The organism is Sorangium sp. So ce295, assembly GCF_051527405.1.
GTDB classification, from domain to species: Bacteria; Myxococcota_A; Polyangia; order Polyangiales; family Polyangiaceae; genus Sorangium; species Sorangium cellulosum_B.
Genome location: NZ_CP150324.1, coordinates 13,164,214 through 13,184,983, shown reverse-complemented (window position 1 = coordinate 13,184,983; position 20,770 = coordinate 13,164,214). Strand labels below are relative to the sequence as shown.

Below are 20,770 nucleotides of genomic sequence, written 5' to 3'. Positions count from 1 at the left end.
GCCGCGGGTGGCCGTCTCTACTACTGGGGTTGGCCGTCGTTCTTGCAGGCCGAGCTGCAGCCGTCGCCGCTCGTGTTGTTCGCGTCGTCGCACTCCTCGTACAGGCTCTGCCGGACGCCGTCGCCGCAGTACGGCCCGTAGATGCACCCCGGCGCGCACTTGCCGTAGCCGCCGGTGTTGTTGCCGTCCCCGTCGTCGCACTGCTCGGGGCCGTTGACCACGCCGTCGCCGCAGCGCGGGCCGTACAGGCAGCTGGGGCCGCACTCGCCGTAGCCGCCGTCGTTCACGCCGTCGTCGCACTTCTCGCCGAGGTTGGCCTGCACCACCGAGTCGCCGCACTGGGCGCCGAGGCGGCAGTTCTCGCTGCAGCCGGTCGCCTCGTTCGGGGGATCGCACTGCTCACCCCAGTCCTCGTCGACGTTGCTGTCGCCGCACTTGGCCGCCGGCGTGCAATCGGGGAAGCAGCTGCCGTAGAAGCCGTCGTTCACGCCGTCGTCGCAGGTCTCAGCGCCGTTGACGGCCGCGTCGCCGCAGTACGGCCCGTACGCGCAGTGCTGCGTGCACCCGTTGTAAGCGCCGTTGTTGTCGGCCTCGCCGAGGTCGCAGTCCTCCTCGTCGGGCTGCACCACGCCGTCGCCGCAGCGCGGGCCGTAGAGGCACATCGGCGCGCACTCGCCGTAGCCGCCGTCGTTGACGCCGTCGTCGCACTCCTCGCCGTAGCTCGCCTGCACCACCGTGTCGCCGCAGAGCGCCCCGAGCTGGCAGCCCACGCAGTTCGGGTCGGCCGGGTCGTCGCACTCCTCACCCCACTCCTCGTCGACGTTGCTGTCGCCGCACCGCGGGGCGGGCGTGCAGTTCGGGTTGCACGTGCCGTAGAAGCCGTCGTTGCTGCCGTTGTCGCACTGCTCGGGGCCGTTCGTCACGCCGTCGCCGCAGTACGGCCCGATCTCGCACTCGCGCGTGCAGCCGCCGTAGCCGTTCGCCGTGTTGCCGGAGCCGAGGTCGCACGCCTCGTACGGCGCGTTGACCGCGCCGTCGCCGCACCGGGGCGGCGCCACGCACCCCGGCGCGCAGGCGTTCGAGGCGTTGGCGTACGCGTTGTTGTTGAGCCCGTTGTCGCAGGTCTCCGGGCCGTTCCTCTGGCCGTCGCCGCAGTACGGCCCGAGCTGGCAGTTGTTGCACTCGCCGTAGCCCGTCCCGTTCTCGGTGCCGTCGTCGCACTCCTCGCCCGGCGTCACGACAGGCGGGTCGACCCCGCACTGCGGCGTGCACACCGACGTGCCGGCGCTGAAGCCCGACAGCGTGAGCTGGTAGTTCGACCCGGTGACGTGGCGCTCGGCCTGGAACACCGCGATCTCGTAGACCTTGCCCGGCTCGAGGTTCAGGTCGACGTCGTAGGTGGCGCCGCGGTTCGTGCAACCGGCAGCGGCGGTGCAGGGGGTCACGCGGGCGTCGCCGTTGTCCAGGATGGTCACGCTCTCCTGGAGCTGCGCGTGGATGCCGCCGATGTCCGCGGTCAGCGTGTTCTTGATGAACACCCAGACGTCGTCGTCACCGAAGAAGGTGAGCACCGGATCGGCCGCCGCGCCGTTCGGCGTGAACTGGAACCAGTACCGGACCTCGCTCGTGAAGTAGAAGTTGTGCCCCTGGTCCTGCGCCTTCTCCAGGTTGGCGGAGACCAGGTTGTTGAGCACGGGATCGGTGCCCGGCGGGTCGCGGTCCACCGGCCAGAACGGGTTCCGCTGGTACACGTACCTGCCGGCCTGCGCGGTCAGCTCGATGCTGGTGACGAGCGTCCTGTTGTACGTCGGGTTGTCCCGGTACCACCACTGGAAGTTGTCCTGCCCCGTGGTCCAGCCGTTCGCATCGCTCGGCGTGACGAAGCCGGGGCCGAACCTGCTCACGGGCTTGCCATCGGCGTCGAGCGTCGACTGGACCACGTTGTCGATCTGATCGCCGCTGGGGTTGATCTCGAAATCGAAGTGCCCGACGAGGCTGTCCGTCAGGTTGTTGTCGCATGCGGTGTTGCTCACGGTGCGGTCGTACCCGCTCGGGCACCATCCGATGAAGTCGCGGATGACCATCGGCAGCCGCATCTCGGTGGGCGCCACGGTGCAGGCGTAGCCCGGCTCGATCGTGCACGTGGCGGAGCAGCCGTCGCCGCTCGCGGTGTTGCCGTCGTCGCACGCCTCGGTGGCGTCGCCGGGCAGGAGGATGCCGTCGCCGCACTTCGAGAGGCACGCGCCGCCGCTGCAGTTCGGCTCGCCCTTGCAGTCCGGCGTGCAGCCGTCGCGCCAGTTGCCGTTGCCGTCGTCGCAGGGCTCGGTGCCCTCGCGGACGCCGTTGCCGCAGACGGAGTAGCCCGTGCAGTCCTGGGGCACGCCGTTGGTGCACACCCGCCCGGGCTCGATGCGGCACGTGTCGTCGCAGCCGTCGCCCGAGACGAGATCGCCGTCGTCGCACTGCTCGGCGCCGCGCTTGCGCCCGTCGCCGCAGAGGGTCTTGCAGGGGAACCCGACGCGCGAGCAGTCCCAGCCCTCCTCGATCGTCCGGCAATCGGCGCTGCAGCCGTCGCCGCTCGCCGGGGGCTGCTTCCCGTCGTCGCACACCTCGGTGCCGCCGATCTTGCCGTCGCCGCACACGGGCGGCGGCGGCGGGGTGCAGCGCCCGCCCGCCGGCGGGCACGTCCAGCCGACCTCGATCTTGCACTGCGCCGTGCAGCCATCGCCGCCGACAGGGTTTTCCCCCCCGCCGTCGTCGCACTGCTCGCCGAGCTGCACAGCGCCGTCGCCGCAATAGGTCCTCACGGTGCAGGCCTGGCCGGGCCTGCAGACCCAGCCCTCCTCGAGCCGACAGTCCGCGGAGCAGCCGTCGCCGCTCGCCGGCGGGTCGTCGCCGTCGTCGCACTGCTCGTTGCCGCTCACGCGGCCGTCGCCGCACAGGTAGAGCGGGATGCACGGCTCGCCCGGCTCGAGGCACACGTACGCCGGGTCCTTCACCTGGCAGTCGGCGGAGCAGCCGTCGCCGTCCGCGGCGTTGCCGTCATCGCAGAGCTCGCCCGGCTGCACCTTGCCGTCGCCGCACTCGATCAGCCGCACGCAGGGCGATCCGGGGGTCGGGCAGTTGTAATAAGGCTCCTGCCGGCACAGGCTCGAGCAGCCGTCGCCGCTCGCGGTGTTGCCGTCGTCGCACCCCTCGCCTGTCTCCTTGGCGCCGTTGCCGCAGACCGGCAGCCGCGTACACGGCAGACCGGGCCGGCTGCACTGGAACCCCGCCTCGCGCTTGCAGTCCGCGCTGCAGCCGTCGCCGGACGCAGGCGGGTCGTCGCCGTCCTCGCACTCCTCCGAGCCGTTCACGCGGCCGTCGCCGCAGTCGTAGAGCAGGATGCACGGCTCGCCCGGCTTCGGGCACACGTACGAGGGGTCGACGTAGTAACAGTCGGCGCTGCAGCCGTCGCCATCGACGTTGTTGCCGTCGTCGCAGAACTCGCCGGGGTCGACGACACCGTCGCCGCACGCGATGGTCAGCTCGCAAGGCCGACCGGCCGTCGGACACTCCCAGTAAGGCTCGACCTGGCACTGCCCAGAACAGCCGTCGCCCGGCAGCGTATTGCCGTCGTCGCAGGCCTCGGACGCCTGGTTCAGCGCCGCGTCTCCGCAGGCGGGGTCGGGAGGCAGGAAGCACTCGGGGGGCGGATCGGCGACGTCGCACGGGTCCGGCTCGCCGCCGCCGTTGCCGCCAAGGCCGATGCCGCTGCCCACCGTGAACTCGGGCACACCGCCGGTTCCGCCGGCGCCGCCGACGCCAGGCGGACCGCCGCCGGAGTTCGCGCCGCTCCCGGAGCCGGTCGCATCGCTCGTGGTCGCGCCGCCCCCGCCGCAAGCGACCGTGATCTGAAGCAATCCCACCGCCAAAGCCAGATAAGAAGTCCTTAAACCCACGGCCACCTCGATAACGCACGTTGCGCTCTTCCCGAGCAAACGGCGCTAGACACACTTTATCGTAAAAGTGCACCCCGGCTCCAGGCGAAATTGGCGGCGCTGCTGTGCTCGGCGCGGGTCTTCATTCGCGCTTCATTCGCGCTTCATTCGCGCTTCGTTCGCGGTCATCGCCCAGTCGCCGCTGTGGTTCTGCGCCTTGGTTCTGCGCCCAGGCGTCCACCTCGGTCCTGCGCCTTGGTCTCGGCGCAATTTCGATAGTAATGTCTATTTCCACCGTGACTTAACTCGGCTTCTGCCGACGAGCTCGCAGCTTGATGTCGAATCGAACACGGCCGGAGTTCGCTCTTGACATCGCCGGGCGCGCTGCGGATCAGGGCGGCGGCGCAGGTTTACGCGGGCCAGCCGCCGCTCGGCCGCCTGCGACGGCCCACCTCGGGGCGGACGCGACTGGCCGTCTCAGGAAGGCAGCGGCTGCCCGTCGATCCGACCCGGCCTGCGCCGCGCGACCTCGAGCCCCGAGATGCAGACGGCCAGCCACACGGTGCCTGCGGCGAACCCCGCGAGCACGTCGCTCAGGTAGTGCACGCCGAGGTACATGCGGCTGAAGCCCATCGCCACCGTCCAGCCGAGCGCGAGCGCGACGAGCACGAGGCGAGCGCGCAGCGTCCGGAGGAGCAGGAGGCCCAGGTACGAGAGCATGCCAAAGGCGACGAACGTGCCCATCGAGTGCCCGCTCGGGAAGCTCCACCCCGCGGCCACCGCGAGCGGATCGGCGAACGTCGGCCGCGGCCGGGCGAACAGGGCCTTGAGCGCGGAGTTGAGGAGCCCGCCGCCGGCGAGGGCGAAGAGCCACCCGACCGCGAGGACGCGCCGGCCCCGCCTCAGCAGCGCCGCGGCCACGACGACCGCGAGCAGCGCGAGCGCCCAGAAGCTGCCGAGGAGGGTGAACGCGCGGAGCGCCTCCACCCCGGCGCGGCTCGACGACGCGTGGAGCGCGCGCGCGAGCGCGAGATCGACGTCCACGATCGGCTCGCCCTCGCGCACCCCCTCCGCGAGCGCGACGAACACGAGCGCGGCCATGCTGAGCACCAGCCCGAGGCCGAGGTGGATCACGAGGTACTCGGCCGCAGAGAGCTCGCGCAGCACCCTCGCGACCACGGGGAACCGGGCCGCGAGGCGCTGCGTGGCCGGGTGCGCGGCCGCCGCGGCGTAGGCCCGGACGGCCCACGCCCACAGCGCCCGCGCGTGGCGGTCGGAGAAGCGCGCGACGGCGACGAGCCCGAGGAGCACCCCCACCGTTCCGATCAAGAGCAGCGCGAGCAGCAGCAAGGGCCGCGCGCCGACCGCCGAGGCCAGCTGCTCGGCGGGGAGGTCCAGCGCTTCCATGCCGGAGCTCTATAGCGGGGCGCATCTTCGTGCGCCACGGGCTCATCCCCGTCGCTCGGCTCGGCGCGGCGTACGTTCGATCTCGCTCAGGGGACGAGCGGGACGACGGCTTCCGGCGTCGCGAGATCGCTGATGTTGGCGACCCGGATCTCGTCCTCGGAGACGGAGTAGACGTAATCCTCCATGAAGACGCTCCGCTTCACGAACGACGTCGCGTTGCTCCACCAGTTCCCGCAGCTCGGGCCGTTCCCGCCCGCGCTCGCGTCCGGCAGCGGGTGGGGCACGCCCCCGACGGACGTGAAGCCCGCGCCGGTATCCACCTTGTAGACGAGCAGCCCGCTGAACGTCATCGTGTCGCCGAAGTCGCCGCCGCTCCCGCCCTCGCAGATGACCATGGGGATCCCGAGCAGCCCCCGCTGGGTGAAGTAGTTGAACGCGAGGTGGTTGGTCGCGGCGTCGCTCGCGGAGCCGCGCGTCCCGATCACCTCCTTGTGCGTGAGCGTCGGCGCGTCGAGGTCCGTCACGTCGAAGATCTGGAGCAGGATCCCCTGGAACCACGCGAAGTCACCCTGGTCGTCGGCGTCGTAGCCGATGCTCATGACGTGCCCCTCGTCGATCATGTGCATGTAGGTCGAGAAGCCGGGGATCTTCAGCTCGCCGCGCACCCTCGGCGCCTCGGGATCCGAGAAGTCGATGGTGTAGAGCGGGTCGGTCTTCTTGAAGGTCACGACGAACCCGACGTCGCCGTAGAAGCGGGCGGATCGGATGTCCTCGCCGGGCGCGAGCTGGTCCACCATCCCCTTGACCACGAGCGCGCCGCCCTCCTGCTTCAGCGACGCGACGGTGTTGTGCGTGTCCGGGTCGGGCAGGTGCCCGGTGGTGGTCGCGATGCGGAGATACCCCTCGTGCTCGCTGAGGGCGAACTGGTTGAGCACGCGCCCCTTCACGACGCCGCTCCCCAGGTACGCGCTCGGCGCCGCGCGCTCGCTCAGCGCGAACTTGTGGACGGTCGTCGCGTCGGGCGTCGTCTCGCCGTCGTCGTAGAACCAGCCGTACGTCTCTCCATACTGGTGCCGGCTCGCCACGTAGAGCGAGTCCGCGGTCGCGTAGACGGCGCCGGGCCTGCCCACGATCGTCGTCTGGCCGAGCGCCTCGGTGCCGAGCTCGGTCGAGACGACCGAGAGGAAGCTCTGCCCGTCGCCCGTGTTCGACAGGTAGAAGTTCTCGCAGCTCGCGAACGGGGCGTGGCTGCTCGTCGAGGCCACGCCGTCCCGGTACAGCGTGTCCTCCACGGTGGGCAGCTGGATGTCGAGCGGGGCCGCGTCGATCACGGCGAGGTTCTTCTCCACGAGCTTGTCGTACGCGCTGTTCACGGCGGCCACCGTGGACGGGTTGACCCCCTGCTCGGACAGGGTGCAGACATCGATGCCCTCTGGCCAGGTAGAGAGTCCCTCCACCACCGGCTCGGGGGAGGCCACGACCGTGTGCACAGCGCTCCCGATGCGCCGGGCGTTGAGGAACGATCCGGAGAACTTCAGCGTCCGCACGACGGCCGGCGCCGTGAGATCGCTGATGTCGAGCTCGGTGACCAGGAGCGGCGTGCCGTCGCCCGTGAACTCGCAATCATATCCGTACGTGCACTCACCCCCGTAATAAGGGAGCTCGCCGTCAGGCGACGAGGACGGGGACAGCGACGAGTACACGAGGGCCCGCTTCTCGTGGACGAAGAGCTTCTTCGGATCCCCCTCGATCGCGACCGACGCGACGCGGTGCGTGTCGGCGGCGGGCCACGCGTCGAAGATCTGGAATTGCCCGTGGGCCAGGATGTAGACGTGCTCTCCGTCGTTCTTGATGAAGTCGGCCTCGTCGACGTCGGCTTCCTGCGTGTTGGTCGTCGAATACTCCGTGGCAGCCCCGTCGTCCCCTCCTGCCTCCTCGGCCGGCGGCGAGACGGGCCCTCCCGTGGAGGAGGAGGAGCCGGAGGAGGCGGATGCGACGACCCCGCCGTCCGCGCCGGACCAGTAGCACCCCTCCTCGAGCTGCTGCAGGGCGGACTTCCGCGCCACGTCGACCGACTTGATCATGTTCTGCTTCAGCCGTTCGCGGAGCAGCGCCTCGACATCGTCGCAGCTCGTCGCGGGCGTGAGGGCGCTCTGTGCCAGGCCCGTCTCCGCGGGCCCGCCCGATCCGCTTCCGCGCGAGCAGGCGGCGAAGCTGGCGCCGAGCGCAAGCAGAGAAACAAGCGTACAACCCCTGTAGAATGATCGCATGTGAGTCTCCGTGTCCGTCTGTCGTTCGGATCGATGGCCTCAGGAGAAGCACTCGACATGCCGTGACATTTCATAAGCAATTACGGGCAGATACGGCGGATACCACCTGGCACATGCCGGCACAAACTGCGCCTGACAGCGGATGGGGTCGGCGCGCAGGCGCCGGAGGGCCCAGGAGGAAGTAAGGAGGAAGAGGAGCGCCGCGGTGACACGGGAGCTCGGACGAGGCAGGGTGGGTCGAGGAGAGCACGAGGAGGGAGTGATGCAGGCGTGATGAAGAAGCTGGAGCTCGAGTCGTATGCTGCGCAGGCCGCCCGCTGGCCCTCGGCAGGACGCCACATCCTCGCGCAGTTCGACGCCGAGACCGTCGTGGTCTATCAGGCGTACCGTCCGTCGATCGCGCGCCACGCGGCCCTGCACCAGCGGCTCGGAGGGCCGGAGTTCAGCTTTGGCCGCATGAGCTGGATCAAGCCGAACTTCCTCTGGATGATGTTCCGCTCGGGCTGGGGCACGAAGCCCGACCAGGAGGCGGTGCTGGCCATCCGCATCCAGCGCGCGGGGTTCGACGCGATCCTGGCGGCCGCGGTGCCGTCGGGCTTCGTGCCCGAGCTCTACCCGAGCGAGGAGGCGTGGAAGAGCGATCTCCAGCGCTCGGACGTGCGGCTCCAGTGGGATCCGGACCACCATCCGTCGGGCGCGCCGGTCGAGCGGAGGGCGATCCAGCTCGGTCTGCGGGGCGCTACGCTGCGGCGGTTTGCCGAGGAGTGGACGGTCGGCGTGGAGGACATCTCGGCGCTCGTGGCGGAGCAGAGGGAGGTGCTGCGCGGCCGGGGTGCCGGGCAGATCGAGATCCCGCGCGAAGAGGTGTATTGGCCGACAGCGGCGGAGGCCGCGAGGCGGGTTGGGATAGAGCGCTGGGGCGCGTAGCGGGACGACGAGCCCTGGCCAGGGTAGCGGCGCTTCCCTACTGTCGGCGCCAATGGCTTCCAGCTCTCTCGGCTTCGCCGAGTCCCGCCAGCAGCGCATCGCCCACGTCCTGCTGTTCGTCACCCCGGCGCTGTTCACCGCCAACATGCTGCTGGCCCGCGCCACGGCCGATTTCATCCCGCCCGTGGCGCTGGCGGAGCTTCGATGGATGGGCGTCGCGCTGGTGCTGCTCCCCTTCTGTGGCCGTGAACTGTGGCGCAACCGCGCCGCGCTGCGGCGCGACTGGGCCCGATATGCCCTGCTCGGCCTGCTGGGCATGGGCATCTGCGGCGCCGGCGTCTATTACGGCGCCGCCACCACCACGGCCACCAATATCGGCCTGATTTACGCCGTCTCGCCGGTGATCATCATCCTGCTGTCACGGGCCATGTTCGGAGAGCGGCTCAGCCGGCGCCAGGGCCTGGGCGCCGCGCTGGCGCTGACCGGCGTGCTGGTCATCGTGCTGCGCGGCGACCCGGCGGCGCTGCTGGCGCTCCGCTTCAGCACCGGTGACCTGATGATCCTCGGCGCCGCGATCTCCTGGGCGCTTTACACGGTGCTGCTGAAGCGATGGCCCGATCCGCTGGGGGTCCGGGCGCGGCTCACCGCGATCGCGCTGGCCGGGGCGATCCTCCTTTTGCCGCCGCTCGGCTGGGAGCTGGCCAGCCGCGGCGCGCCGCATTTCGACCTGCGCACCATCGCCACCGTGGTGACCCTGGTCCTGGTGCCGGGCGTCGGCGCCTATGCCACGTACAGCTATATCACCGAGCATCTCGGCCCCAGCCGCACTGGCCTGCTGCTCTACCTGTCGCCGGTCTATACCGCCGTGCTGGCGTGGCTGCTCCTCGGCGAGGCGTTTGCCCCCTACCATTGGCTCGGCGCGGCGCTCGTCTTGCCGGGCCTCTTCTTCGCCACCCACAAGCCGAAGGCGACCTGAGTACCCCGCGCTTCGCGACCCGACCCCTGCCCGAGCGGCTGCGCCCGGCCGAGCTGCCGCCGCCCGGCGGGCCCGGGGGCCGCTCCCGCCGGCGCGCGCCGTGGCGCGCGCCCTGACGCGTCGCGCCCTCCATGATCTTGCCGCGCCCTCCATGATCTCGCGGATCTTGCGCGGCGCCCCCTCGTGCGCAGGTTCTCTCCCGGCGCCTGCGGGCTCCCGGTGCTGGGCTCGGCGCCTGCTTGACAGAATCCTCCAACAGCACCAGACAGATCCCTCCAGATGATGACGAAGACCACCCTGCCCGTCGTGCTCATGACAGCCCTCGCCGTCGCGACCGCCGGCTGCGATTCCAGCGGCAGCGGCGGGCGGTCCAGGGAGCGCTGGGCGACCACCGAGAACACCACCGTCGAGCTCGACTTCGACAAGGTCAACGAAGCCTTCAAGGCGGCCGAGGGGCCCGAGGACTTCGAGCGGCGCGTCAACGAGATTTACCAGGGGAGCGAGGTCATCAGCGTCGCCGTACAGGACCTGGACGCCAAGACGCAGGTCGTCACCGGGTTCTTCGACAAGAACAGCGACGGCGGCGTGCAGGACCCCGAGAAGGTGTTCTCGATCCGCCGTGACGTCTCGGGCGAAGGCGCCGCGCAGATCCAGACGTCCGGGTTCGGCCCCTACGGGTACTACCACTCGCCGGTGATGAGCCTGGCGTCGGGCATGCTCCTCGGCGCCATGGTGTCGTCGGCGCTGCGCCCGAATTACGTGCCTGTGTACACGCAGCCGTACACCACGCCGCCCGGCCGCGCGCCCGATCTGCGATCCCAGCGCGACGCGTACCGCGCCTCGAACCCGTCCAGCGTCGACAGCAGCAAGTCGTCGCAGACCGGGCGGCGCTACAACAACGCCGGCGGCAGCCGCTTCGGCAGCGGCAAGTCCGGCGCCGGCTCGCGCTTCGGCGTCCGCCGCAGCGAGCGAGGCCGCAGGCCCGAGCGCCTGGTCGCGTAGCGGCGCGCGCCGGCCGCCGCGATGCAGCCCCTGCGAAGCATCTCCGAGCTCCCGTTCCGCTGCCGTCCCGCGCTGGAGCTGCTGAACCTCGAACAGCACCGCGACGAGCCGGACGTGGAGTCCACGCAGTTCGGCTGGTGCCGGGTGGACGCGCTCTGGCTGGATGGCCGCGCGGGTCGAGGGCCGCTCCGGGTGACCGACGCGCTCGTCGTGGCGGTGCACGCCGCGGACGAGCCGGAGGTGCTGCCCGATGACGTGGAGCTCGAGTTCTTCGTCGAGGAGGTCGCCAAGGACTACTCGGTGACCGTGCTCCTGTCGGCGTTCCTCGAGCGCTGGCTGCCGGCCGCGCTCTCGGGCGAGCGCGCCATCGTGCTCGCCATGTGCAACCCCCACGCCGCGCGCATCCGGCGGCCGGAGGCGGCGGGGCGCACCCCCGTGTACTACGCCGACGGCGACGTCGACGCGTGGCTCGACACCGACGCAGACGGTCGCCGGCACATCCGCCTCGAGGCGGAGGCCTGGCGCACCGCGGAGTGAGGCGATGTTCGAAGGACGCAGACAGCAGCCGATCGTGTCGCGCGAGCAGAAGCTGGTCTATGCCGGCATCTACGTGCTGAAGAAGATGGACCTGAAGCCCGCCGACGGAGGCATGGAGATACCCCTCGTGCTGCCGTCCGAGCTGAGCCCGCTGGAGGACGTCCTGCAGGAGCTCGTGAACGCGGACCTCGTCGAGGTCAACCGCCGCAAGGCGCGGTTCGAGCTCACCAAGAAGGGGCTGGCTTACCTCGGCGAGATCATCGACGAGGCGGAGGCGCTGGTCGACGAGTTCGACGACGAGTCGCTCGAGGACGCGGTGGCCGAGCTCCGCGGGCGAAACGTGGACGTGCTGCGGGCCCGGTTCCTGTGGGGCTGGTACGACGGCGAGCTGGACGATCTGGTGCTCTTCCAGCAGCGCCGGGGCGCGACGCCGGTCGAGCAGTGGTGGGCAGACTACCTCATGAGCGACGCGTTCTACGAAGAGCTGCGTCGCGACTACGAGTGAGCGCGAGGGCGGCCGTCAGCGCGGGCGAGCGCGCTCCCCCGTCAGCCGCGTGAGGAGCCGCGCCAGCTCGGCGCGCTCGCCTGCCGAGATGCGCGCGAGCCTTCGCCCGAAGGCGTCGTCGAGGATCGCCCGCGCCGCCTCCATCGCCTTGCGCCCCGAGCGGGTGAGCGTCAGCCGAAAGCGCCGCAGATCGCCCGCCTCCGTCTCGCGCTGGACGAAGCCGGCCGCCTCCATCCGCTTCACCATGAAGGTGATCGAGGGCTTGGGCGTGATCAGCGCGCGCGCGAGCTCGGCAGGGTGAGGGTGGTCGTCGAGCTTGCCGAGGAGGAAGAACTCCTTCATCTCGAGCCCCAGCGCGCGCACCTCTGGCTCCACCTCGGCCATGACCGCCATGCTGAACTCGAAGTTCAGCGTCCAGAGCTCCCAGGGCGAAAGCTTGTCCATGTTCTCTCTGCTCGCGCTTGACGATGGATCGGTGCGGCCTTACTAGTTCAACATTGAACTGTTCGAAACGGAACAAGTTCCGGAGGTGATGCGATGCCGCTCGATCATTATGTCACGCTCGGTCGCTCAGGTCTGCGGGTGAGCCCCTTTTGCCTCGGCGCCATGACGTTCGGCGAGGACCTGGGCTGGGGGAGCAGCGTCAAGGACTCCGAAGCCATCCTCGACCGCTTCATCGAGCTCGGGGGGAACTTCATCGATACGGCGAACCTCTACACCAAAGGACACTCGGAGAAGATCATCGGGGACCACCTCGGCCACGACCGGCAGAAGCGCGACCGGCTGGTGATCGCCACGAAGTTCAGCGGAAACCTGTACGTCGGTGATCCCAACGGCGGCGGCTCGAACCGCAAATCGATCCTCGCCGCCTGCGAGCAGTCGCTCCGCCGGCTGCGCACCGATTACATCGATCTCTACTGGCTGCACAACTGGGACAAGTTCACGCCGATCGAGGAGACCATGGCGGCGCTCCACGATCTCGTCCAGTCGGGGAAGGTCCGTTATATCGGCGTGTCCGACACCCCTGCGTGGAAGGTGACGCAAGGGCAGCTGATCGCTCAGTTCCGCGGATGGGCGCCGTTCATCGGGCTGCAGATCGAGTATTCGCTCCTCGAGCGGACGGTCGAGGGGGAGCTGATCCCCATGGCCCAGGAGCTCGGGCTGGGGGTGACGCCGTGGTCGCCCCTGCGGAGCGGGATCCTGAGCGGCAAGTACACGCGGAGGAACGCCGCGACCGTCAAGCCGGAAGGGCGGCAGTGGGCGGCGGGCTACCTCGACGAGAGGAGCTACGCGGTGATCGATGAGCTCGAGCGGATCGCCAGGCAGCTCGAGACCACCGTCGCGCGCGTCGCCCTCAGCTGGGTGCAGGCGCGCCCGGCGGTGTCGTCCACGATCATCGGGGCGCGCACGCTGGCGCAGCTCGACGACAACGTGAGGGCGCTCGAGGTGAAGCTCACGCCGGAGCAGACGGCGGCGCTCGACGCGCTCACCGCTCCGAAGCTGAACTTCCCGGCCGAGTTCCTCGATCTGGCGCACATGATCCAGGCCGGGGGGACGACGATCAACGGTCAACCGTCGCAGCTCATCCCCTTCGGCGTCACGAAGAAGGGCGATCATTACTGACGAGTAACCTCGACCACGGCGCGATCCGCGCGACGCGAGCGCTCGGCAGGGGAGGCGCCGCCCGGGCGTTTTGATAGTCTCGCCCTCCTCTCGTGGACACGCCCGCCCGTCGCCCGCTCTTCCCTCACCTGCCCGCGCTCGACGGGCTGCGCGGGCTCGCCCTGCTCGGCGTCCTCTTCTTCCACGCGAACGGGATGCTGCGCGGCGGCTTCCTCGGCGTCGATCTCTTCTTCGTCCTCTCGGGCTACCTCATCACGTCGCTCCTCCTCGCGGAGCACGAGGCGCGCGGCGCGATCTCGCTCAAGGACTTCTGGATCCGCCGCGCGCGCCGGCTCCTCCCGGCGCTCCTCGCGCTCGTCCCGGTGGTCGTCCTCCACGGGCGCCTCTTCGGGCCGCCGAGCGCGCTCGCCGGCCTCCGCGCCGACGTGCTCGCGACGCTCGGCTACGTGGCGAACTGGCGCGCCATCTACGCGCACAAGAGCTACTGGGAGATCTTCACGTCGCGCTCGCCGCTCGAGCACACGTGGAGCCTGGCGATCGAGGAGCAGTTCTACGTCGTCTGGCCGCTCGTCATCGTCTTCGTGCTCTCGCGGTGGTCGCGCCGCGGCGTGCTCGTCCTCACGCTGGCGCTGGCCGCGCTCTCCGCGATCGCGATGCTCGCCCTCTTCGCGCCGGAGAGCACGACGCGCGTGTACATGGGCACGGACACGCGCGCCTCCGGCATCCTCCTCGGCGCCGCGCTCGCGACGGTGCTCACGCCGCGCGCCGAGCTCTCCGCGGGCGCGGTGCGCCTCCTCGACGTCGCCGGCGTCGTCTCGGCGATCGGCCTCGCGATCGCGTGGTCCGTGTTCGACGGCCAGTCGTGGCTGCTCTACCACGGCGGGTTCTGGCTCACGGAGCTCGGGGCCCTCGTCCTCATCGCGTGCGCCGTGCAGGGCTCGCGGAGCCTGGTCGCGCGCGCGCTCGCGTGGCGCCCGCTCGCGTGGGTCGGCACCATCAGCTACGGCGTCTACCTCTGGCACTGGCCGGTGCACGTGTTCGTGTCGAGCGATCGCCTGCACGGCCCCGCCCTCACCGCGCTCCGCTTCGCGGTAACCTTCGCGGTCGCGCTCGTCTCCTACCGCTTCCTCGAGAAGCCGATCCGCGAGCGCGGGCTGCCGAAGGGGCGCTCGTTCTGGGCGGTCCCGGCCGGCGTCACGCTCGGCCTGCTCATCGCCGTCCGCGCGACCCACGCGCAGGACGGCGAGGCGCCGAAGGGCTCCGCGATGATCGACGCGCTCGTCACCGCGGTCGTGAAGGACGACGTCACGTTCCGCGTCGTCGTCGTCGGCGACTCGACAGCGAACACGCTCGGCTGGGCGCTCCGCGGCCTGCAGGAGCGCGGGCTCGCGGTGGACCTCCACGGGCGGGACGGCTGCACCATCATGGCGGACCTCTGCGGCATGACCGAGTGGCCCGCGCTGCTCGCGCAGGGGAAGCCCGACGCCGCGGTCCTCTACCTCGGCGGCGCCTTCATGCACGGCATCACGGTGAACGACGAGTGGACGAAGGCGTGCAAGCCGGCGTGGCACGAGCGCTTCGAGACGAACCTCGTCACGAACCTCGACAAGCTCCGGAACCCGCACGGGCGCGTCTGGATGGCGACCGTCCCCTACGCGCTCGGCGACTGGGAGACGAAGGACGTCCGCGAGCAGGTGACGTGCATCAACCGCTCGATCCGGAAGGTCGTGGCGACGCTGCCCGACGTCGCGCTCCTCGACCTCCAGGAGAACATCTGCCCCGGGGGCGAGTGCCGGCGCATGTACGAGGACGGGGCGATCCGGCCCGACGGCGTGCATTTCACGATCGAGGGGGCGCGCGGCGTGGCGCAGTGGACGCTCGCGGAGCTCCGCGCGAAGCGCGCCGCGGCGGACCCCGGGCCACCCCGCTGAGCGGGCACGCCCCCTGGATGAGCCGCCGGGCGGCCTCGAGACGCGGAATCGCTGCTGCGGTGAAGCACTGCCCACATCGATCGGCACCGCTCCACGCGCTCTGCCCAGCTGGCCATGCGCTCGTTCGCCCGCCTGTTCCGCCGTGCGGCACCGAATTCTCGCACCACAGAGGCGAAGAAATCCGCTAGGCGTCAACGAGGAGGGCACGGACACTATGACGGATACGCCTACCTCGAACGGCTCGATGGCCGCGCGGGCAACGGGGCTGGAAGGCACGCTGGTCGAGCAGATATTTGATCTGGCGCCGACCATCCTCTGTGTCCTCGATCTCAGGGACAGGCGGATCGTCGCCCGCAATCGCGCCTTCGTCCGGGCGCTCGGGATCAGCGACCAGGAGACGCCGGAGCGCGCCTGGGAGACCCTCATCTCTCGCATCCACCCCGAGGACCTCGACGCGTCAGCGGGTCATGTGCGGCAGCTCACGGCTTCACTGGACGGCCAGCCCCTCGAACGCGCGCTGCGCGCGCGGTGCACCGGAGACGTCGAGCGCTCCTTTGCCCTGCGCTGTGTGGTCCTCAGGCGCGGAGACGACGGGGCGGCGCATCAGATCCTCGTCTCGGCCGAGGATGTCACCGAGAGAGCGCGCCGTGAGGTGGAGCTGCAGAAGAGCGAAGCCCTGTTCCACGCGTTCCTTGAGTACATGCCTGCCATGATGTTCGCCAAGGATTCGGACAGCAGGTATGTCGTGCTCAACGCTCAATTCGAACGGTTCATGGGCATGGAGCCGGGGAGCGGCGCTGGCATGCGCGACCACGACATGCTCCCGGACGACATCGTCGCTCAGGTGAAGGCCGCGGACGACGCGGTGAGGAACACCGGCGTCGCGACGATGTTCGAGGAGAGCGTCCCTCACCCTACGGAAGGCATAAGGCTGTTCCATTCCGTCAAGTTTCCCGTCCGGGGTCCTGGCCTCCCGGAGGGGACGGTCGGGGGCGCGGCCATCGATATCACGGCCATCAAGCGGGCGGAGGCCGAGCGCCAGGAGGCGCAGCTGGCGGTCATCGCGGCGCAACAGGCGATCATCCGGGAGCTCGCGACGCCGCTCTTGCCGATCGCCGACGGGGTGCTCGTCATGCCGCTCATCGGCACGCTCGATCCGGAGCGGGCGAGCCGGATCATCGAGACCTTGCTCTCCGGGGTCGGCGCGCACCAGGCGACCATCGCCATCATCGACATCACGGGGGTGAGATCGGTCGACGCCCAGGTGGCGGGGGTGCTCATGCAAGCCGCTCGCGCGGTGGGGCTGCTCGGGGCGAGGGTCGTGCTCACGGGCATTCAGCCAGCCATCGCGCGGATGCTCATCGACCTCGGCGTGGATTGGCAGGGCCTCGTGACAGAGGCCACGCTGCGCAGCGGCATCGATTACGCGCTGCGGACCAGGGAGCGCAGAGGGGGATCCATCCCCGGCTGAGCGGACGTGGAGGTGCCCGTGGGGCGGAGCATCAGCATCCCTCACGCTTGCTCGGGCACGCCCCCCGGGACGCGCGCGGGCAGCGGAAGCTCGACGCCCTCGGACAGGTTGCCCTTGCCAGGGACGTGGTTGATCTCGAGCCGGATGCCGTCCGGATCCTCGAACACGATCGAGTAGTAGCCTGCCGCCCACGCACCGTCCTGCGGCGCCTGCACGAGCTTGCCGCCGAGCGCGGCCAGCGTGCTCTCGAAGAACGCGTGGAATGCGTCGATATCCTCGCGGCTGCGGGCGCGGAAGCACAGGTGGTGCAGCCCGGGCTTGTACTGGTGAAAGCGGGCGCCGGCGTGCTCCGGGTTCACGGGGCGGATCAACAGGCCGGTCTTGCCGCCGATGTAATAGAGCGTGGGCCGTTCGTTCTCGCTGCCCGGATCGTCGTACTGGCACTGCATCTCGAAGTGCTCGCACAGCGCGCGGTAGAACGCGCGGCTGCGCGGGAAATCCGTGACCGACAGCTGGATGTGGGCGATTCCGGCGAGGTTCATGGCGATCACGGTAGCCCAGCTCCGACCGGTGGAGCGCGCTTCGTGACCGGCCCGCGATCGGTCATCTGGTCCAGATGGCCGCCAGATCGAGCTCCACCGCATCGAACGGCTCGGCCCTCACCTTGGCGTCCTCCTCGTAGGTCTCGAGAAGCACCCACCGTCCGCCCTCGAGCCGGTACACCTCGAGCGTACGCAGCAAGGGGCTGAGCAGCCACACGTGCCCGACACCTTCGCGCCGGTAAATCCGCATCTTCTTCCCCCGGTCGACGCGCTCTGTACGCGGCGAGATCACCTCGCACATCCAGTCCGGAGGGACGTCGTAGTGCGCCGGCGTGTCCTCGTCTCCGAGGGCGTCCGGCATGCGCTCCCGCTTCCACCCTGCGAGATCGGGCACCACCTTGTCAGGCCGCGGCCCAAGGTGGAGCTCCGGCTCATCCAGGAGCACCCAGCCGCCGGGCCCTCCATCGCCGAGGTCGAAGGCGCTGCCGAGCTTCATCGTCAGGCGCGACGCGCTGCGCGTGTGAGGGCGGCCGGGCCGCGGAAAGGTGAAGAGCTCCCCGTCGAGGATCTCTGCCACCTGCTCGGGCGGCACCGCCGCGAATGCTGCCTCGACCTCCGGTGCGTTGCGGGCAGGATCCAGGTGATGCGACAGCACGCCGGTGCTCATGGCCGACCCTACCACGAGAGCGCGGTTGCGGCCGGGGCGAGGGCCTGCTCCAGCGCCGCCCGAGGTCGGGCGCCTGGCTCACGATGCCGGAGCCCAGGGACGAGGATGCCGGCGCGCAGGCGGTCGCCGGAGGCGGGCCTGCGTCCACTCTACCGGCCCCGCGGCGTTCCGGCGCTTCGGGCACAGCGAAATCCTTATATGCACGCTTCGGCAACTTCGCAGCTGTTGCCCCTGCTCCCCGCGATCGCCCTTGTTCGTCTTATCCCCTCCGTGCGCCTGATCCAGCCGCGCAGCGCCGTCTCGGTCAGGTCGAGGTCCGTCGCCACCTGGCCGATGCTCTCCGGTCGCCCACCTTCGCCAGCCGTGACACCTCCGCCTTCGACTCGGGCGTGAACGCCCTCCTCCTTCACCGTCCCATTCCTGCTCCCTGGTGTCGTCCGGGGTGTCCGCGGAAGCGGGGAGGACCAATCCAGTTGCGGCGCCCCAGGTCGTGTGGCTAGAAGGCGGAGAACGATCCCCGGCGGAGAAGCAAGAACGAGATGCGAATTCCCAGCAGCCTGATGTCTCTGGCCGACGAAGGGTTCATCGAGGAGGTCGTGCGCCCGCTGATGAGCGGCAAGGAAGCGGAGGTCTTCCTGGTGCGCTCCGGCGGCGAGCTTCGGGTGGCCAAGGTCTACAAACAGGCGCAGGACCGGACCTTCAAGAACCGGGCGGAGTACACGGAGGGGCGCAAGGTGCGCAACAGCCGCGATCAGCGCGCGATCAACAAGCGCTCGCGCCATGGTCGTGCGCAGGACGAAGCCGCCTGGAGATCGACCGAGGTGGACATGATCTTCCGCCTGCACAGCGCGGGGGTGCGCGTCCCGATACCTCACCATTTCATCGACGGTGTGCTGATCATGGAGCTCATCGCCGACGCCGACGGCAGCCCGGCCCCGCGGCTCGCCGAGGTGAGACTGAACCCCGACGAGGCGGTGAGGGTCTTCGACCGATTGCTGGCAGAAGCGGTCCGGATGCTGAGCGCCGGGGTCGTGCACGGCGATCTGTCCGACTTCAACGTGCTGATGGGGGCGGACGGGCCGGTCGTCATCGATTTCCCGCAGGCAGTGGACGCTTCCAGCAATCAGAACGCGCGAAAGCTGCTGCTGCGCGACGTCGACAACCTCCAGCGCTTCCTCTCTCGGTTCGCTCCCAACCGGCAGCCCCGCCCTTACGCGCAGGAGATGTGGGAGCTCTACGCGTGCAGCCAGCTCACGCCCGAGACACGGCTGAGCGGCCGTTTCCAGGCGTCTTCGAGGCGGGTCGATACCGACTCGGTCCTGGAGCTCATCAGCGATGCCAACCACGACGAGCGCCGCCGCCGTGAGGCGCAGGGGCGGAGCATGCGGGGCGTATCGTCCCCGCCTCGCAAGGTCGAGGTGGTGATTCTACCGAGCAGCCCGCGAGACCGCGCACGCCGGAACGCTCAGGGAGCACCGGCGGGCGGCGCCGCGAACTCTCGCCCAGCACAGGCGGGCGGCGCGGCGAACTCTCGCCCAGCACAGGCGGGCGGCGCCGCGAACTCTCGCTCCGCACAGGCGGGCGGCGCGGCGAACTCTCGCCCAGCACAGGCGGGCGGCGCGGCGAACACCCGCCGGGCTTGAAGTCTCCGAGCCGCCGGGCTCAAATCACCTTGTCGTCCGAGCTCCCGGAGGGCGCGTCCGGCGTGGCGCCCGCGCTGCCGGCCGGCGCCTCCCCCGGCCGTGCCTTCTGCTCCACGAGAAAGAGGACCACATCCACCGCGCCCCCCACGGCGCGGTTGACGAGGCGGATCGCCCCGTGGACGCCGGACAGCGTCGTATCGTGGATGAGCCGGATCCCCCTCACGGGCGCCTTGATCGGGGGGATCTGCTCCAGCAGGTCGAAGGGCAGCTTCGCCGCGTCCTTCTGGATGCGCTCCACGCGCCGGGAGCCGTGGTCGACCGCGTCCTGCACGAGGTCCTTCAGGCCGCGCCACCGGTCCATCACACCGCCTCCTCGCACCACGCGCGGATCTGCGCGTAGACGTCCGGGTCGTGAGCCAGGCGCAGGTGCCCGAGCGACGGCATGATCCGCGCGTGCTCCTGAGGGAAGGGCGAGCACCGGTCCTCGGCGACCGCCCGCCCCGTGGCGCTCCGCAGCGAGACCATCGCGTCCCCGAACAGGAGGGAGAGCCTCGGGTCGGCCGTGAGCGCGCCGGCGATGAGATGATGGCGAATGTGGGGGAGCAGGGGCACGGGATGGCGGCGATTCTGGAGCAGGGCGTTCGCGCTGGCGCCCTCCCAGTCCTCGCGGCGTAGATTGGCATACGCCAGGTCTTTCATCCCGCCGCTGCGGAGGTTGACGATGTCGGCGATGAGCTTCGTGTACGGATTGTCGATGCTCGCGAGCGCCCACGTGACCACGTTGCCAAAGCGCTCCAGCGGGGCGCCGAGGTGCGGTGTTCCGAGATAGAAGGCCCGCTTGACGAGGGGCAGCCACCGTCGATCCTTGTCGCTCGCCGCGTGCGCGGCGCTGCGCGCGACGAGGCCGCCCATGCTGTGGCCGATGAGGGCCAGCTCCTCCACCGCAACAGGGTAGGCGCAGACGAGCTGTTCGAGGAGGACATCGAGGGCCTCGCCGTTCTCGGAGACACGAAGGCCGCTGTTGTACCGCACATGAAACGGCGTGTAGCCGAGGTCGCGCGCAAGCAGCGATCCGTAGGTCTCGCCGTCCGGCATCGTCCAGACCTCCTCGGTGCTCATCAGCCCGTGCACGAGCACGACGACGCGGGGCGTGGTCTGGGCAGAGACGGCCGCGGGAAATGCCCTGGCAACCGGCACGGGGTGCCCGTCGCGGACGAGCTGCATCGCGGTCGCGAGGCCGTTGCTGGTCCGCTTCAGGTAGTCGCCGAGGACGCCGTTGAGCACCCCGACGACCCGCTCCAGGTGGTTTCCCATGCGACGACCCGGCCGCATCCTGGCACGGATCGGCG

The 20,770-nt window shown here is 70.1% G+C and carries 16 protein-coding genes and 1 pseudogene; 9 read left to right on the top strand and 8 right to left on the bottom strand.

What is annotated here, in order from left to right; translation table 11 throughout:
• Nucleotides 1–20 precede the first annotated feature (20 nt).
• From WMF11_RS49835 to WMF11_RS49825, 3 genes are all read right to left on the bottom strand, one after another.
• Nucleotides 21–3,902: a DUF4215 domain-containing protein gene (locus WMF11_RS49835; protein WP_437979412.1), complete on the bottom strand. Its 3,882-nt coding sequence runs from the start codon at nucleotides 3,900–3,902 to the stop codon at nucleotides 21–23.
• Nucleotides 3,903–4,397: 495 nt separating this feature from the next.
• Nucleotides 4,398–5,327 (bottom strand): phosphatase PAP2 family protein, encoded by a 930-nt coding sequence (locus tag WMF11_RS49830; RefSeq protein WP_437975780.1) that lies wholly within the window; start codon nucleotides 5,325–5,327, stop codon nucleotides 4,398–4,400.
• 86 nt (nucleotides 5,328–5,413) lie between these two features.
• Nucleotides 5,414–7,597, bottom strand: coding sequence for a beta-propeller domain-containing protein (locus WMF11_RS49825; protein ID WP_437975779.1), 2,184 nt, complete (start codon nucleotides 7,595–7,597; stop codon nucleotides 5,414–5,416).
• Nucleotides 7,598–7,870: 273 nt separating this feature from the next.
• On the opposite strand from WMF11_RS49825, the gene WMF11_RS49820 reads away from it, so the two are divergent.
• The 5 genes from WMF11_RS49820 (at nucleotide 7,871) to WMF11_RS49800 (ending at nucleotide 11,544) form a co-directional block, all read left to right on the top strand.
• Nucleotides 7,871–8,524 (top strand): DUF4291 domain-containing protein, encoded by a 654-nt coding sequence (locus WMF11_RS49820; protein WP_437975778.1) that lies wholly within the window; start codon nucleotides 7,871–7,873, stop codon nucleotides 8,522–8,524.
• Nucleotides 8,525–8,576: 52 nt separating this feature from the next.
• The gene (locus tag WMF11_RS49815; RefSeq protein ID WP_437906067.1) at nucleotides 8,577–9,500 is read left to right on the top strand and encodes a DMT family transporter; all 924 of its coding nucleotides are present in this window, start codon (nucleotides 8,577–8,579) and stop codon (nucleotides 9,498–9,500) included.
• Between the two features lie 279 nt (nucleotides 9,501–9,779).
• Entirely contained in the window at nucleotides 9,780–10,502 is a 723-nt protein-coding gene (locus WMF11_RS49810; protein WP_437547843.1) for a hypothetical protein, read from the top strand.
• A 21-nt stretch (nucleotides 10,503–10,523) separates the two neighbouring features.
• Nucleotides 10,524–11,039 (top strand): hypothetical protein, encoded by a 516-nt coding sequence (locus tag WMF11_RS49805; protein WP_437975777.1) that lies wholly within the window; start codon nucleotides 10,524–10,526, stop codon nucleotides 11,037–11,039.
• A 4-nt stretch (nucleotides 11,040–11,043) separates the two neighbouring features.
• Nucleotides 11,044–11,544, top strand: a complete 501-nt coding sequence (locus tag WMF11_RS49800) for a hypothetical protein (RefSeq protein WP_437975776.1) — start codon at nucleotides 11,044–11,046, stop codon at nucleotides 11,542–11,544.
• A gap of 15 nt (nucleotides 11,545–11,559) precedes the next feature.
• Here WMF11_RS49800 and WMF11_RS49795 read toward each other — a convergent pair whose 3' ends face one another.
• Nucleotides 11,560–11,988: a MarR family winged helix-turn-helix transcriptional regulator gene (locus tag WMF11_RS49795; protein ID WP_437547837.1), complete on the bottom strand. Its 429-nt coding sequence runs from the start codon at nucleotides 11,986–11,988 to the stop codon at nucleotides 11,560–11,562.
• A gap of 93 nt (nucleotides 11,989–12,081) precedes the next feature.
• Between WMF11_RS49795 and WMF11_RS49790 the strand changes: the two genes are divergently transcribed.
• The 3 genes from WMF11_RS49790 to WMF11_RS49780 all read left to right on the top strand — a co-directional run bounded on the left by WMF11_RS49790 (nucleotide 12,082) and on the right by WMF11_RS49780 (nucleotide 16,569).
• Nucleotides 12,082–13,167 carry an aldo/keto reductase gene (locus WMF11_RS49790; protein WP_437975775.1) on the top strand — a complete coding sequence of 362 codons (1,086 nt, stop codon included), beginning with the start codon at nucleotides 12,082–12,084 and terminating at the stop codon, nucleotides 13,165–13,167.
• A gap of 92 nt (nucleotides 13,168–13,259) precedes the next feature.
• Nucleotides 13,260–15,098 carry a DUF459 domain-containing protein gene (locus WMF11_RS49785; RefSeq protein ID WP_437975774.1) on the top strand — a complete coding sequence of 613 codons (1,839 nt, stop codon included), beginning with the start codon at nucleotides 13,260–13,262 and terminating at the stop codon, nucleotides 15,096–15,098.
• A 214-nt stretch (nucleotides 15,099–15,312) separates the two neighbouring features.
• Nucleotides 15,313–16,569 (top strand): PAS domain-containing protein, encoded by a 1,257-nt coding sequence (locus tag WMF11_RS49780; RefSeq protein WP_437975773.1) that lies wholly within the window; start codon nucleotides 15,313–15,315, stop codon nucleotides 16,567–16,569.
• 41 nt (nucleotides 16,570–16,610) lie between these two features.
• Here the strand turns inward: WMF11_RS49780 and WMF11_RS49775 are convergent, their stop codons facing one another.
• The gene (locus WMF11_RS49775; RefSeq protein WP_437975772.1) at nucleotides 16,611–17,111 is read right to left on the bottom strand and encodes a VOC family protein; all 501 of its coding nucleotides are present in this window, start codon (nucleotides 17,109–17,111) and stop codon (nucleotides 16,611–16,613) included.
• A gap of 61 nt (nucleotides 17,112–17,172) precedes the next feature.
• The gene (locus WMF11_RS49770) at nucleotides 17,173–17,778 is read right to left on the bottom strand and encodes a Uma2 family endonuclease (protein ID WP_437906058.1); all 606 of its coding nucleotides are present in this window, start codon (nucleotides 17,776–17,778) and stop codon (nucleotides 17,173–17,175) included.
• Between the two features lie 539 nt (nucleotides 17,779–18,317).
• On the opposite strand from WMF11_RS49770, the pseudogene WMF11_RS49765 reads away from it, so the two are divergent.
• Nucleotides 18,318–19,187 (top strand): annotated as a pseudogene (locus tag WMF11_RS49765) (PA4780 family RIO1-like protein kinase); the annotation flags it as partial.
• A 253-nt stretch (nucleotides 19,188–19,440) separates the two neighbouring features.
• Here the strand turns inward: WMF11_RS49765 and WMF11_RS49760 are convergent.
• On the bottom strand, nucleotides 19,441–19,782 hold the full coding sequence (locus tag WMF11_RS49760) for a hypothetical protein (protein ID WP_437547826.1): 342 nt from the start codon (nucleotides 19,780–19,782) through the stop codon (nucleotides 19,441–19,443).
• Nucleotides 19,782–20,735: an esterase/lipase family protein gene (locus tag WMF11_RS49755; protein ID WP_437975771.1), complete on the bottom strand. Its 954-nt coding sequence runs from the start codon at nucleotides 20,733–20,735 to the stop codon at nucleotides 19,782–19,784. The genes WMF11_RS49760 and WMF11_RS49755 overlap by 1 nt, the downstream gene beginning before the upstream one ends.
• Nucleotides 20,736–20,770 lie beyond the last annotated feature (35 nt).

What these genes read in the sequence shown, in the direction of transcription:
- WMF11_RS49830 (WP_437975780.1), bottom strand. Translation starts at nt 5,327, where the DNA reads ATGGAAGCGCTGGACCTCCCCGCCGAGCAGCTGGCCTCGGCGGTCGGC.
- WMF11_RS49825 (WP_437975779.1), bottom strand. Translation starts at nt 7,597, where the DNA reads ATGCGATCATTCTACAGGGGTTGTACGCTTGTTTCTCTGCTTGCGCTC.
- WMF11_RS49820 (WP_437975778.1), top strand. Translation starts at nt 7,871, where the DNA reads ATGAAGAAGCTGGAGCTCGAGTCGTATGCTGCGCAGGCCGCCCGCTGG.
- WMF11_RS49815 (WP_437906067.1), top strand. Translation starts at nt 8,577, where the DNA reads ATGGCTTCCAGCTCTCTCGGCTTCGCCGAGTCCCGCCAGCAGCGCATC.
- WMF11_RS49810 (WP_437547843.1), top strand. Translation starts at nt 9,780, where the DNA reads ATGATGACGAAGACCACCCTGCCCGTCGTGCTCATGACAGCCCTCGCC.
- WMF11_RS49805 (WP_437975777.1), top strand. Translation starts at nt 10,524, where the DNA reads ATGCAGCCCCTGCGAAGCATCTCCGAGCTCCCGTTCCGCTGCCGTCCC.
- WMF11_RS49800 (WP_437975776.1), top strand. Translation starts at nt 11,044, where the DNA reads ATGTTCGAAGGACGCAGACAGCAGCCGATCGTGTCGCGCGAGCAGAAG.
- WMF11_RS49795 (WP_437547837.1), bottom strand. Translation starts at nt 11,988, where the DNA reads ATGGACAAGCTTTCGCCCTGGGAGCTCTGGACGCTGAACTTCGAGTTC.
- WMF11_RS49790 (WP_437975775.1), top strand. Translation starts at nt 12,082, where the DNA reads ATGCCGCTCGATCATTATGTCACGCTCGGTCGCTCAGGTCTGCGGGTG.
- WMF11_RS49780 (WP_437975773.1), top strand. Translation starts at nt 15,313, where the DNA reads ATGACGGATACGCCTACCTCGAACGGCTCGATGGCCGCGCGGGCAACG.
- WMF11_RS49775 (WP_437975772.1), bottom strand. Translation starts at nt 17,111, where the DNA reads ATGAACCTCGCCGGAATCGCCCACATCCAGCTGTCGGTCACGGATTTC.
- WMF11_RS49770 (WP_437906058.1), bottom strand. Translation starts at nt 17,778, where the DNA reads ATGAGCACCGGCGTGCTGTCGCATCACCTGGATCCTGCCCGCAACGCA.
- WMF11_RS49760 (WP_437547826.1), bottom strand. Translation starts at nt 19,782, where the DNA reads ATGGACCGGTGGCGCGGCCTGAAGGACCTCGTGCAGGACGCGGTCGAC.
- WMF11_RS49755 (WP_437975771.1), bottom strand. Translation starts at nt 20,735, where the DNA reads ATGGGAAACCACCTGGAGCGGGTCGTCGGGGTGCTCAACGGCGTCCTC.